At 42.6% G+C, this 14,051-nt stretch carries 13 protein-coding genes; all 13 read left to right on the forward strand.

The genetic code is table 11. The features are described from left to right. Positions 1-99 precede the first annotated feature (99 nt). The gene (locus ODU46_RS07855) at positions 100-1,383 is read left to right on the forward strand and encodes a phage portal protein (protein WP_099832202.1); all 1,284 of its coding nucleotides are present in this window, start codon (positions 100-102) and stop codon (positions 1,381-1,383) included. Next, complete coding sequence (locus ODU46_RS07860) at positions 1,376-2,071, forward strand: head maturation protease, ClpP-related (RefSeq protein ID WP_024416040.1); 696 nt, start codon at positions 1,376-1,378, stop codon at positions 2,069-2,071. Before ODU46_RS07855 ends, ODU46_RS07860 begins: the two co-directional genes overlap by 8 nt. Before the next feature lie 18 nt (positions 2,072-2,089). Then, positions 2,090-3,295, forward strand: coding sequence for a phage major capsid protein (locus ODU46_RS07865; protein WP_044763609.1), 1,206 nt, complete (start codon positions 2,090-2,092; stop codon positions 3,293-3,295). Positions 3,296-3,297: 2 nt separating this feature from the next. Beyond that, positions 3,298-3,555: a head-tail connector protein gene (locus ODU46_RS07870; RefSeq protein ID WP_044688773.1), complete on the forward strand. Its 258-nt coding sequence runs from the start codon at positions 3,298-3,300 to the stop codon at positions 3,553-3,555. Then, positions 3,555-3,893 carry a head-tail adaptor protein gene (locus ODU46_RS07875; protein ID WP_099809781.1) on the forward strand — a complete coding sequence of 113 codons (339 nt, stop codon included), beginning with the start codon at positions 3,555-3,557 and terminating at the stop codon, positions 3,891-3,893. The genes ODU46_RS07870 and ODU46_RS07875 overlap by 1 nt, the downstream gene beginning before the upstream one ends. Beyond that, positions 3,886-4,254, forward strand: coding sequence for an HK97 gp10 family phage protein (locus ODU46_RS07880; RefSeq protein WP_398579477.1), 369 nt, complete (start codon positions 3,886-3,888; stop codon positions 4,252-4,254). The genes ODU46_RS07875 and ODU46_RS07880 overlap by 8 nt, the downstream gene beginning before the upstream one ends. 6 nt (positions 4,255-4,260) lie before the next feature. Beyond that, entirely contained in the window at positions 4,261-4,587 is a 327-nt protein-coding gene (locus tag ODU46_RS07885) for a hypothetical protein (protein WP_044688770.1), read from the forward strand. A gap of 1 nt (position 4,588) precedes the next feature. Next, positions 4,589-5,158, forward strand: a complete 570-nt coding sequence (locus ODU46_RS07890; protein ID WP_024376948.1) for a major tail protein — start codon at positions 4,589-4,591, stop codon at positions 5,156-5,158. 10 nt (positions 5,159-5,168) lie between these two features. Continuing rightward, positions 5,169-5,588: a hypothetical protein gene (locus ODU46_RS07895; RefSeq protein ID WP_024407624.1), complete on the forward strand. Its 420-nt coding sequence runs from the start codon at positions 5,169-5,171 to the stop codon at positions 5,586-5,588. A gap of 182 nt (positions 5,589-5,770) precedes the next feature. Continuing rightward, complete coding sequence (locus ODU46_RS07900) at positions 5,771-8,629, forward strand: phage tail tape measure protein (protein ID WP_099809780.1); 2,859 nt, start codon at positions 5,771-5,773, stop codon at positions 8,627-8,629. Beyond that, a complete protein-coding gene (locus ODU46_RS07905; RefSeq protein ID WP_029180492.1) occupies positions 8,626-9,348 on the forward strand; it encodes a phage tail protein in 723 nt (240 codons plus the stop codon). The genes ODU46_RS07900 and ODU46_RS07905 overlap by 4 nt, the downstream gene beginning before the upstream one ends. Beyond that, the gene (locus tag ODU46_RS07910) at positions 9,348-13,829 is read left to right on the forward strand and encodes a phage tail spike protein (protein ID WP_398579478.1); all 4,482 of its coding nucleotides are present in this window, start codon (positions 9,348-9,350) and stop codon (positions 13,827-13,829) included. The genes ODU46_RS07905 and ODU46_RS07910 overlap by 1 nt, the downstream gene beginning before the upstream one ends. Before the next feature lie 12 nt (positions 13,830-13,841). Continuing rightward, positions 13,842-14,048 carry a hypothetical protein gene (locus ODU46_RS07915; protein WP_105143033.1) on the forward strand — a complete coding sequence of 69 codons (207 nt, stop codon included), beginning with the start codon at positions 13,842-13,844 and terminating at the stop codon, positions 14,046-14,048. The last annotated feature ends 3 nt before the right edge of the window (positions 14,049-14,051 follow it).

The raw sequence follows: 14,051 nt of genomic DNA on the forward strand, positions 1-14,051 counted from the left end.
ACATGGTATCTTCTTGAAGAAGGAGAGATGAAAACCATCTAAGAATAAACGAAAAGCACTTCAATTGAGGTGCTTTTTTCGTACTCAAAAGGAGGAAGTATGGGATTACTAGATTTACTGGGACGTAAGCGTGCTAGAGATAAACCACGAAATAGTTATGAAGGTCAGGACTTCTCATATCTGTTTGGACGAACGACCAGTGGGGAGAATGTGGATGAGTTTAAAGCTATGCAGACGACAGCTGTGTATGCTTGTGTCCGTATCTTAGCTGAAGCAGTTGCTTCATTACCCATTCATGTATATGAGAGAACGGCAACTGGAAAGGAGAAGAAGGTGGAACATCCCCTTTATTTTCTCTTACATGATGAACCTAACCCTGAGATGTCATCCTTTGTCTTTAGAGAAACCTTGATGACCCATCTTCTGATATGGGGCAATGCCTATGTCCAGATTATCCGAGATAGGAGTGGACAGGTAATCAGTCTTTACCCACTCTTACCAGATAAGATGTCTGTTCAACGGGACGAAAGCGGAAAGCTCTATTACAAATACAAGCGTCAGTCAGAAGAAAATCCTAACTTTAAGGAAAAGGGTGATGCTATCTTGAGAGCAGAAGATGTTCTCCACGTTCCTGGTCTGGGTTTTGATGGCTTGATCGGTTATTCTCCAATTGCCCTTGCCAAAAATGCTATCGGTATGACATTGGCTACGGAAAACTATGGAGCATCATTCTTTAAAAATGGTGCAAATCCAGGTGGCGTTTTGGAACACCCAGGTATTCTCAAAGATCCAAAACGTGTGAGAGATTCATGGAATGCAGTCTATAATGGGGTAACCAATGCACATAAGGTGGCAGTACTTGAGGAAGGGATGAAATACACTCAAGTAGGCATACCACCTGAAGAAGCTCAGTTTCTTCAGACAAGAAAATTTCAAATCAATGAAATTGCAAGGCTCTATCGCATTCCACCTCATATGGTTGGTGACTTGGAGAAATCCTCATTTTCAAACATTGAGCAACAATCTCTAGAATTTGTTAAATACACCTTAGACCCTTGGGTAGTTCGTCTCGAACAGGCTTTCAAGAGGTCTCTTTTTTTACCTGAAGAAAAGAAAACCTACTTTGTGAAGTTCAATGTAGATGGTCTTCTTCGTGGCGATTATCAGAGTCGTATGAACGGCTATGCGATTGGGAGACAAAATGGCTGGCTATCGACGAATGATATTCGTGAACTTGAGGACTTGAATCTCCTTTCAGATGAGGAAGGAGGCAATCTCTACTTGATAAACGGCAATATGACGAAACTGAAGGATGCGGGTGGCTTTATGAAACAAGCAACGTTAGAACAAGAAACTCAATATGAGGAGGATATGGATGCATAAGTTTTGGAATTTTACAGAAGATGATAGTGGTCGAACACTTCGTATTGAAGGACAGATTGCTGAAGAGACGTGGTTTGGCGATGAAGTCACGCCACAAGTATTTAAAAATGATTTACATGCAGGAAGCGGAGACATCACCCTCTGGATTAATAGTCCAGGGGGTGATGTTTTTGCGGCTGCTCAAATCTATAACATGTTGATGGATTACAAAGGTGATGTCCATGTAGTGATTGATGGATTGGCCGCAAGTGCTGCTAGTGTCATTGCAATGGCAGGTACAACGGTTTCTATGAGTCCAGTAGCCATGATGATGATACACAATCCTTGGACAGTGGCACAAGGTGAAGCCAAAGATATGCAGAAAGTCATTGAAATGTTGGGAGAAATTAAGGAATCCATCATCAATGCCTATGAACTAAGAACAGGACTTTCAAGAACCAAGCTATCACACCTCATGGACTCAGAGTCTTGGTTCAATGCCAAAAAGGCTGTTGAACTGGGCTTTGCAGACAAGATTCTCTTTGACAAACAAGAGGAACATAGAATGGAGACTGAGAGTTATTCTTTCAGTCGAACTGCTGCCCAACAAGATTTACTTGTCAAAATGCAGGCGAAACTTGGAGTCCAACAACCAAAGAAAACAATCCCGATCAATCAGTTGGAAAAACGATTGAATTTGCTTAAATAACGAAAGGAAAATGAACTGATGTCTAAATTACTTGAATTGAAAGAAAAACGTAACCTAGCTTGGCAACAAGCAAAAACCTTCCTTGATTCTGTTCGCTCAGAAGATGGACTGGTATCAGAGGAGGATTCTAAACGCTATGATGACATGGAAGCAAAAATCAACCTCTACAATCAAGAGATTGCCCGGTTGGAGCGACAAGAAAAGATTGACCTTGAACTTTCTCAACCAGCCTCACAGGCTCTAATTGGGCAGCCCACTACAGTTCTGAATGACAAGACTACTGAAGAGGAAAAGAAGGGTGTGGCTTCAGATAGCTATGCCAAGACATTTTGGACAAGTGTCCGTAAGCGTCACTTCTTTGATGTTAAAGACGTCCTTCGAGTTGGGGAAGATACCGAAGGTGGTCATCTGGTTCCTGATGAGTATGAGAAGAAACTAGTTCAAGGATTACAAGAAGAGAATTTCTTCCGTAGCCTTGCGACTGTTATCAAAACATCTAGTGGTGAGCGAAAGATTCCTGTTGTGACTGGACATGGATCAGCCTCATGGATGGATGAAAATGGTTTATATCCAGAAACAGAAGAAACCTTTGGTCAGGTGACACTCGACTCTCATAAGATTGGTACTGCCATTCGTATTTCAGAAGAGTTGCTTAACGATTCAGTCTTTGACCTTGAGTCCTATATGACAGCTGAATTTGCTCGTCGTATTGGAACGGAAGAAGAAAAGGCATTCTTGATTGGTGATGGTTCTAAGAAACCGACAGGTATCTTTACTCAGGCAGAAGTTACAGGTCCAACGACTGCTACAAAGGATATTACCTTTGATGACATGATTGAATTGTATCATTCTCTACCAGCACCATATCGTAAGAACGCAGTTTGGATTTTACATGATACGACTGTCAAAGCTATCCGTAAACTCAAAGATAATAATGGCAATTACATTTGGCAGCCATCCACTCAAGCTGGACAACCAGATTTGATTCTAAATCGTCCATACTATACATCAACCTTTGCTCCACTTCCTGAAGCAGGAAACAAGGCCATTGCATTTGGTGATTTCTCATATTATTGGATTGCGGACCGTCAGGGACGTACCTTCAAACGTCTGAACGAACTCTATGCCAATAATGGACAGATTGGTTTTCTTGCTTCACAACGTGTTGATGGCAAGTTAGTCCTACCTGAAGCCGTGAAGACACTAACAGTAAAGGCTAAGTAGTCATGGTTAGTTTAGCAGAAGCAAAACAGTATCTTAAAGTGGAACACGAGGATGAGGATGGGCTGATTGAGCAGTTGCTTGAAACCTGTCAACAACTCTGTGAAGATATTCTGCGTCAATCGACCTATTCAGATGTTCTAAAGACGGCAATCCTATATGGGGTTGCCTATCTTTATGAACATAGAGAAGATGCAAATCATAAGGAGTTGAAGGAGACTCTCTATCACTTGTTGTTGGCTGAACGAAAGGATGTGTTCTGATGAAGATTGCACCTCTGAGAGAACGCTTGTCATTTCATGTTCGACAGATTGTTCAAGATGAGATTGGTAATGAAACTTCGACATGGCTCCCTTTATTTGAACGGTGGTGCTCTTGTCGTCCTCTCACCTTGACCGAAAGGGACGGTAGTGTGACGAAACTGGATCAAGAGAAAGTCCAGTTCACCCTCAGGTATGAAAAGGCAATTCTTGGACTTCATTCCTTAACGACTCGCATTCAATTTCGTGGTCAAACCTATGAGATTGAGTCGATTGATGGAGATACAGTGCCACGACAACTAATTTACATCGTCGCCATTAGGGAGGAGAGTTATGACTAGAATTGAACTAGATGCACTAGAAACTGCCATCGCAAATGAGCTGGCAGAATTTGTTGAGGATACAACAGAGGTGATGCGTGAAGTTGTAGAGGAAGTCACAGATGAATCCATTGAAACCTTGAAAGCAATGTCACCTAGAAAGAGTGGTTCCTATGCCAAAGGGTGGAAGAGTAAAGCAACGATTGATACCAGTACAGATTTAACCAAAACCATTCATAATCGAACGCCAGGCCTGACGCATCTATTAGAAAATGGTCATGCAAAAAGCTCTGGCGGGCGAGTTGAGGGAATTAAGCATATCGCTCCCGTTGAGAAACAAGCGATACGAACCTTAGAAGAAAAGCTGAGAAAGCGAGTGTGATAAGACATGTTACTGAGCGAAATGTACTCCATTCTCAAAGAATTACAGCTCCCCCTCGCTTACCATCATTTTGAAGAAGGGAGTCGTCCAAGACCACCGTATCTGGTTTATTTAGTGACTGAATCAGAAAATCATGGTGCAGACAATTGGACCTATCATAAGCAGAATAATCTGCAAGTGGAACTCTATACTACTAAGAAAGATTTAGCAACTGAACAAAAGGTGGAGTCATTATTTGACAGCCACCTTATTTATTTTGAAAAAGTAGAGACCTATATCTCATCTGAGAAACTCTATCAAATAACCTATTACATCACATTACATGGAGGATAATATGGCTGAAAAGAATAAGGTCACCTTTGGACTACAAGATGTCCATTGGGCAGAAGTTACAAGCGAAGGTTCTGATGGTGCGTTGACATACGGCAATGTAGAACGCCTTCGTGGTGCTGCAGAATTAACCCTAGAACCAACAGGCGACAAGGGTTCTTATAAGGCAGACAATATCAATTTTTATACTACTGAGTCAAACGATGGTTATGAAGGAACGCTAAAAGTTGCTCTTCTAACGCAAGAATTTTTGACTCGAGTCCTTGGAGAACAGTTGGATGCGACGACAAATACCATTTCAGAAATCGCAAACAGCGAAAAGAAAAATTTTGCGTTGATGTTCCGTTTTGAAGGGGATAAAAAAGAAACATTACACGTTTTATATTATTGTTACGCATCTCGACCGACAGTTGGTTCAAAAACCAAGTCTGGTTCAGATATCAATGAGGTAGAGTTGACCTTTACTGCCAGTCCTCGCCCTCTTGATAAGGTTGTACGTCGACGAACAACGGAGGAAACGAGTGATGAGATTCGTCAAAACTGGTTCAAGGCAGTTTTTGAACCTCGTAAGTAAGGAGTAGGCAATGAGAGAAAGTATTACCATAGCAGGAACAACCTACGAGTTAGCAACCAATGCCTACACACCAATTGCTTATAAAGAGCAGTTTGGTAAGGACTATTTCCAAGATCTCTTTTCTATGGTCAATAGTCAAGCTATCTTGGATAAGCTAGACCAGCTGGAGGAAGGGGAAGAACTCAAGGCAAGTCAGGTTGATGTGTCTATCTTATCTGACTTTGATATGACCTTTTTCCATCGTCTTTTTTGGGTTTTTGCCAAATCTGCCAATCCTCGTGTGAAACCTTTTGTGGATTTCTTCATGGAATTGGAGGAATTTCCAGTTCAGGAAGTAGCCCCTGTCTTGATGAATATGTTGAACCAAGGGATGTCAACCAGAAAAAAGCAGATGAAACAGAAACAGCGAGTGAAGAAATCTTCACAGTAGAGAGTTATTTCTCCTGTTGTAAGGAGACTGGTCTGACCATTGACGATTTAAAACATATCTCTATTGGAATGGCACTTGACTATCAAACGGACTATGTGGAGATGCGTACTCGAGAAACTTCTCAAACACGCCCGGCAACTCAAGCTGATTTTGATAATTTCTGATGGTAGAAAGGAGGGACTATGGCTGGAAACATAAAGGGGATTACAATTGAAATTGGTGGCGATACCCAACCCTTACAAGATGCCCTAAAGGGTGTGAACAAACAAGCATCTGAAGCTACCAAAGAACTAAGACAAATTGATAAGGCTCTCAAGTTTGATACAGGCAATGTCACCCTCCTTACTCAAAAGCAGGAAGTCTTGGCAAAACAAGTCGAGACAACCAAAGAAAAATTGGCAACGCTCCGTCAAGCCCAATCACAGGTGGAAGCTCAATTTAAGGCTGGGGATATTGGGGCAGACCAGTACCGTGCCTTTCAACGTGAGGTGGAAACTACTCAAAGGCTGCTAACGTCCTATGAAACTAAGTTAGCTGATGTGTCATCAACACTTGAGAATCACGGTCGAGCAAGTAGTTCAGCGGCTCAACAATTAGATAAACTCCAAGTGGAGCAGGGGCAGTTAGCAAGTGAGATGAACAAGGTCACGTCTCAATTTGAGTTACAAGAAAGTGCTTTGTCATCCAATAGTTCCGAAGCAGAACGCAATGCCATAGCCCAACAAAAGATCGGAGCACAGTCAGAAATTGTTTCTAAACAAATTTCCAATCTCGAAAAGCAACTAGCCCTGACAAAGAGTGAATATGGTGAGAATTCCATTGAAGCCAATAAGATGGAGGCTGAGTTGAACCAAGCAAAGACCGCTCTCAATAACTTGAACAACGAGATGGATGAGACCAAATCCTCTGCCGATGGTGCTCAAGATGGTATGAAAGCCATGTCTGACACCATTCGGGCTGAGGCACTTCAAGCAACCAGTGAGAAGCTAGCAGACATCTCTCAGAAAATCTTCGAAGTCGGAACAGAGTCCATGTCTGCGGCAGCTCAACTTCAAGCCAGCAATGCCCAATTCTCTACAGTATTTGGGGATATGGAGAATGCTGCTAAGGATGCCCTCAATAAGATTGGGGAAGAGATGGACATTGTTCCAGAGCGTCTTCAAGGCTCCTTCACTCAGATGGCTTCCTTTGCCAAAACCTCTGGAATGGATACGGCTCAGGCTTTGGATCTGACCACTCGTGCCACCAGAGCAGCGGCTGATGGGGCAGCATTTTACGACAAATCCATCGAAGAAGTCACCGAAAACCTGCAGTCCTTCCTCAAAGGAAACTATGAAAATGACGCAGCTCTAGGTATTTCTGCGACAGAAACCACTCGTAATGCAGCGGCGAACAAGCTCTATGGAAAGTCCTTCAATGAACTATCAGAAGCTCAGAAGCAGTTAACCCTCCTTCAAATGGTAGAGGACGGCAATGAACTCTCTGGAGCCTTGGGACAAGCTGCAAGGGAATCAGATGGACTGGAAAACGTTCTGGGTAACTTAAGACAGTCTGGAACTAATGCTCTAGCAGCAATCGGTCAACCGATTCTGGAGATCCTTATTCCAGTCTTCCAAAGTTTGGCAGACATTATTAGTCAACTAGCGACTTGGTTTACCAACTTATCCAGTCCCATCAAGGAAGTCGTCATTATCTTCACAGGTATTTTAGCCGTGGTAGGTATGTTACTTCCTATTTTCTTGGGCTTACAGGTTGCGGCAGCCGCTATGGGGACAACCGTTGTTGGAATGATAACGGCATTTTTGCCGATTGTGGGGATTATTGTTGGTATTGTAGCTGCCATTACCTTACTGATTGTTGGGTTAAAAGAACTCTGGACGAATCACGAAGGCTTTCGAACGGCTGTGACGGAAATCTGGAATAGTATCTATGCCTTTCTGTCCATGATCATCCAGCAGATTTCTAGTTTTGTTATGTCCATCTGGGGAACGCTAACCACATGGTGGACTGAAAACCAGCAATTGATTCTAAATGCTGCAACCACGGTATGGAATGCCATCAATACGGTTATTCAAACGGTGATGACTATTCTTGGACCGCTCATCCAAGCAAGTTGGGAGAATATCAAACTCATCATCACAGCCGCTTGGGAGATGATAAAGATTGTGGTCGAGACTGCTATCAATGTGGTACTTGGTATCATCAAGGCAGTCATGCAGGTTATCACTGGTGATTGGACTGGCGCTTGGGAAACCATCAAACAGGTCTTGTCGATAGCATGGGAGGGCATCAAGTCCCTTATTTCCTTAGCCCTCAATTTCATCGCCCAGTACATCTCAACTGCTTGGACAGGTATCAAGCATACCATCTCAAATGTACTATCTGCCATTAGTTCTGTCATTTCATCTATCTGGTCAGCTATTCAGTCGACAATTTCCAGTGTTATGTCTGCGATTGGTTCAACAGTATCAACCATATGGAATGGTATCAGTAGTACCGTATCCAATATTCTGAATGGGATATCCAATACAGTTTCATCTGTTTGGAACGGTGTGAAAAATACCATTTCAAGTGCTATCAATGGTGCAAGAGATGCCGTGAGTAATGCCATCAATGCCATTAAAAATCTTTTTAACTTCCAAATCAGATGGCCACATATTCCCCTTCCTCATTTTCGAGTATCAGGTTCTGCCAATCCACTCGATTGGTTGAAGGGCGGTATTCCGAGAATCTCCATTGATTGGTATGCCAAAGGTGGAATTTTAACCAAGCCCACTGCATTTGGAATGAATGGCAATAGCCTAATGGTTGGAGGTGAGGCTGGAAAAGAAGCAGTCTTGCCCTTGAATGAACAAACATTGGGTGCAATTGGTCGAGGAATCGCAAAGACCATGACAAGCAATTTACCAACCATTCACATCACCATTACTGGAAATACGATAAGAGAAGAAACTGACCTTCACCGACTAGCGGAGATGGTTGGAGAAAAACTAGTGTATGAATTAGAACGTCAACAAGGATTGAGAGGAGTGAAACCATGATTAAACATAATGCATTAACCATTGGTGGAGTGTCCACGAGTTCTTTTCCTTTTAAGGTAATCGTGGAAGATAGTCCTTCAATCACAGTAAGTGAAAGTAAGACGCAATTGATAGAACACCAAGGCCTGTCAGGAGCGGTTCTTCAAACCAATCCTCGCAGAAGTGTCATGGAACTGAGCTACACCCTCTATCTTGTAAAACCTAGTGAAGAACAGTTATTATCCTTTTTGAAGCTATTTTTGAAAGAAGGATTTTGGCTTGAGAACGCTAGTTTCAAGACCATACGCTTTTGGTGTTACAAGGTACACCATACTCCAGTTCAAAAGGATAAGCTGGGGGTGTATGAGTTTAAGGTTACATTTTCTTGTCACCCAACCAAGTGGTTCAAAACGACGACCTCGCAGGTGTTTAGGACTAGTGGTACTTTTAGAAGTCAAGGTTCAGCCATTGCTTTTCCAAAGATTACCATAAGTGGCAACTCGACTAGTGAAACTAGCTTTACGATTGGGGATGATGTCATCCGCTTGGAGCGATTACAAGAAACACTCATTATGGATAATAATCCTAGTCAGCCAAGTTTTAAGACACAAAGAGGTCAGCCTGTAAAATGGTCTGGCGATTTTATTTCCATTGATGCGGCCAGAAATGACTCGGTTGGAGTTGTCTTAGGTGCTGGCATTACATCATTAACAATAGAAATGAATTGGGGGTGGGCTTAGTGCTATCTTTATTAGACAAAACCGTTCGAACGGCAAAATGGCATGGGAAACCACTCCCAGAGACCATAAAGGCAAGCGTTAAAGAAACCTTGAATGGGGATTTTGTCCTAAATTTTACCTATCCAATCACAGACAGCGGACTATTTCGAGAGTTAAAAGAGGACTACCTCGTTCGTAGCCCAGTTCCAGTATTGGGACACCAGTTGTTTCGGATTAAGAAAGTCATTGAAGGAGACACCAGTCTTGAAGTTGTGGCCTATCACATATCAGATGACGTCATGACTAGGTTGGTATCTCCATTTAGGTGTGAACAGGTACCTTGTGCAACAGCACTATCAAGCATGGTCATGGCAAGCAAGTCTCCACTTGGAGATTTTTCTTTTACCAGTGACATTGTCAAGAATAGAACCTATACAACGGACAAGGAACAGACGCTGTACTCCAGCCTGATGGATGGTAAACACTCTATCCTTGGAACTTGGGAGGGAGAACTGGTTCGAGATAACCTTGCCTTATCAATTAAGAGTGAGCGAGGACAGGACCGTGGAGTTGTTATCTCTACTCACTACAATTTGAAAAAGTATCAGCGAACGAAAGAAAGTTCACAGATTATCACTCGTATCCATGCCACTTCAAGCTTTAAACAAGAGGGTCAGGATAGGGAAGCTGTCCTTCAAGTAACTGTAGACAGTCCGTTGATAAACTCTTATCCTTTCATCAATGAAGTGACCTATACAAATAATAGTGTCAGAACTCGTCAAGAGTTAATAGAGTGGGCTAGTAGCAAGTTTCGCTTAGAGGGTATTGATAAGCCCAAAGATGCCATCATCATTGAGGCATTTGAATTAGATGGTCAAACAGTTCATCTAGGCGATACAGTGACTTTAAAAAGCAAGCTACACGGCATTGATGTGAGGAAGAAAGCCCTTGCTTATGATTATGATCCTCTAGCTAAGAATTACCGCTCTATCACGTTTGATGATAAGGCAAGTATCGGTACAGGTAAAACTGGCGGAAGCTTGACTACCCTAGCAAATAATCTCCTTGAAGGGAATAAGCGGAGTGAGGATGTTGCCGTTGAAATTGCCATTGAGAATGCCAACAGAGCCTTTGATGCAGAATTTGAGAAACGTCAAGTAGCCATTGATAATGCAATCCTTCAGGCTCAAAGTCATGGGGAGGTCTATGCGGATCGATTAAAGGCTAGCATTGATAGTGAGCTTTCTTCTATTCACCAACAGATGCTGCAACAAGAAGAGGAACAGCAACGCACAACTCGTGATTTATTGGCAAAGGCTGGGGTAAATACCAACCTAGCCACAGAAGCCAAACAAAAGGCAGTACAGGCTCAAACTGGGGCAACTGAAGCTCTCAGAAGGGCAGAACAAGCCAAGCTCGATGCGATTCAAGAAGCTAACCGCTTGACTTCGACGGAGCGTAGTCAAACAGAGTTAAAAATTGCGACAGCAAAATCACAAGCTATCTCTGAGGCGAGTCGATTGGTTGATGTAGCAAAATCACTGATAGGTGGACAGTTGGCAACTGTCACTACCAATCTCACACAAACCAAGGAGGATATAAAACTACTTGCGAGTAAGCAACTGGTGGATGGTCTGACTGGTCGAGTAATTAGTGCAGAATCCATGATTCAAACGCAAGCAGACCAAATTTCCCAGCGTGTTAAGACTAGCGATTTTAACCAAGCAAAACAGAGAATCGAAACTGCAGAGTCAACGATTACGCAATTGGGGAATCGGATAACAACTGAGATTCGAGAGACCGTAGCTAAGATTCCAGTTGATTTTGGTGGTCGAAATTACATACTAAAAAGTGATACTTATATTACATCCGGGAGTAAGTTTCTAGATAGTGCTTCGGACTTTATCGACTATGCTCAGGCAGGAAAGTTTGTGACGATCAGCGTTGATATCAAGGGGGAAAATCTGTCGCCTGATGAAAGAGGACAGTCTAGGATAGGATGCGAGCTACGCTTGACTTTATCCAATGGCAATCCTCTCTATCTAAACTGCTATAAAGTTGTTTCAGCAACCCAACCTCGCGAGCGAATATACCGAACGGTTCGTATTCCTGATGGTGTATCGGTTGTTAGTGTAGCAAAGCTCAATCTTTTTGTGCAAGTCAGAGGAAATGCCTTAGCTGGAAGACCAAAGTTTGAACTTTCTTCTATGCCTACTGACTGGTCACCTGCTCCTGAAGACTTAATCACAGATCTCAGTCAAACCAGAACACTAATTACTCAGACAGCTGAGGGCCAAACTCAGCTGTCTACAAAGCTTACTCATACTGAGAATAAAATGATGAATGCTGAAACCCAAATCAGGCAATTGTTGGGTGATGTGGCTAGTAAAGTATCTAAAATGGACTATGACAATCTCAAGAGTACAGTTGAGAATCATACGACAAGTATTAATCAAACGACCCAGTCCATTTTACTTAAAGCTGACAAGACCTTTGTGGACGGTGTGAAATCTACGGCAGAAGCAGCCCTTTCAAAAGCAACTAGCAATGCGACAATGATTAGTCAGACCAAGTCTGAGCTAACTATTGCCAATGATGCCATCTCACAGAAAGTCGCAAAGACGGATTTTAATAATTTGAGCGGTCGAGTAGCAAGTGCGGAAACCACTATCCGAACACAGGCTGGGCAAATCGAACAACGACTGACGAGTACGCAAGTTGAATCTGCAATTAACTCAAAAGGCTACCAAACCAAGTCACAGGTCGATTCAAATATTATGGGTCGTGGCTATCTAACCAGCAGTTCTCTCCAGCCCTATGCGACGACAACTAGTATGCAGAATTTGGTTAGAACCACCTATGATAGTTTTACCCAGCGAATCAGTCAAACGGAAAGCAGAATCCCTACCTCAGTTTCGCATCGCAACTTAATAGCTGGTACTTCAGACAGATGGAGTGCTTATCAGACGATAAATACCAATAGTAACTGGATAGCCTCTTTAGGAAGAGTGCAATTTGGGGATAGTAGTGGAATTTATGTTGGATCAAAAGTTCATTTATATGTTCATGTCTCAGCGGATGAGATTACCTTTGACCCCGCTGTAACGTCTCGTACTATGAAACTTCAAGGTCCAATCTTGGATAGTCAAAATGCCTGGACATGGACCAACTGGAATTTGTATCACCCTTTCTATAATAAATGGAGTAGCAATCTGACAACGGGTAACAACTATCGCTTGATAAAACTGACCGCCACCGTCACTCAAGAGATGTACCAACACTCTAAAGGATTTGAACTTCAAGTCAGAGTTGATGGGGTTAAAACTGGTAAGTTCCATGTGAGAGCCTTAATGGTATCAACTGGTGATATTTTTCCAGACTACTGGACACCGTCATTAGACGACTTTACGACGGTAACCGCCTTTCATGAAGTGCGGGATACTGTAAGTAGTCATACTCGAACAATTGGAGATCACACCAATCAAATCAGTCAGGTTGTCCAAACGGCTAATGGGATTGTGACACGAGTGGGCAATCTAGAAACAAGTCGAGCGACAACGGCGGCAGTTAATGCCATTCAAACTCAGGTTTCAACACTTGCAGGGGCGTGGTCGGTTCGAAATCTGACCAGTGCAGGAACAGTCCTGAGTCAGCTCAATCTCAATAAGGATGGCACAGTCAAGATTGATGGAAAACTCGTCCAAATTACAGGCACAACCTATATCCAAGATGGAGTAATTGCGAGCGGTAAGATTGCCAGTCTTGATGCAGGAAAGATTACGACAGGTATTATCTCTGCAGCTCGAATTGGAGCAGAAGCAATCACTGCGGATAAGTTAAAGGTTGACCAAGCTTTCTTTACCAAGTTTATGGCAACAGAAGCCTATCTTAAGCAGTTATTTGCCAAATCAGCCTTTATAACCCAAGTGCAGTCAGTAACACTATCTGCCAACAACATTTCTGGTGGTATCTTGTCAGCAATCAACGGAGCCATGAAAATCAATCTGTCACTTGGAAACATCAAGTTCTTTACAAACTCTCCATCCATTTCTCGTGAGGTTAGTGGTTATCCTCACCAGTGGGTTTCATTTGAAACAGGTACCTCAAACGGCAAGCCATGTGGTGTAACCATTATCGGTTCCAATCGATGGAACAACTGGAATGCCAATGACGGTGGCTTTGTAGGGATTAGAGCATGGAACGGTACTGATACTGACCAAATTGATGTGGTAGGTGATAAAGTACGTTTAGCTAGTGCTCCATATACCAATCCAGATGGGTGGGAGATTGTAACGTTGCCTAACCGACTGAGTATTGATGCTTTTAAAGCATCTGACCGACCAAGTTCTATTTTGAATATCGGAGATATCCGCATCTATCGAAATGGGACAACCTATGTCAGCTTGAAAGACGTACTTCATCAATTCAATCACAATTTTAAACACTTAGTAAACATCACAGGTCGAGGTGACGTCATCTTGACATGGGATACGATTAAATAAAGGAGTTCACAGATGAATCTAGAACAAATCAACCAATCATTAAAATTAACCATCCAGGAGCTTGTCTCCAAGCTATCTGATGAGATTACCGCTAAGAACCTCATTGCCATCCAATTGGTGGAAAGGGATGAGGAGCTTAGTCAATTGCGGAAAGAAAAACAGGAATTGACGGAGTTGTTAGAAGTTCAGACAAAACCTGAAGAAGAGAAAGGAGAATAGTTG

Source organism: Streptococcus sp. 2020WUSS089 (genome assembly GCF_044427405.1).
Taxonomy (GTDB): domain Bacteria; phylum Bacillota; class Bacilli; order Lactobacillales; family Streptococcaceae; genus Streptococcus; species Streptococcus hashimotonensis.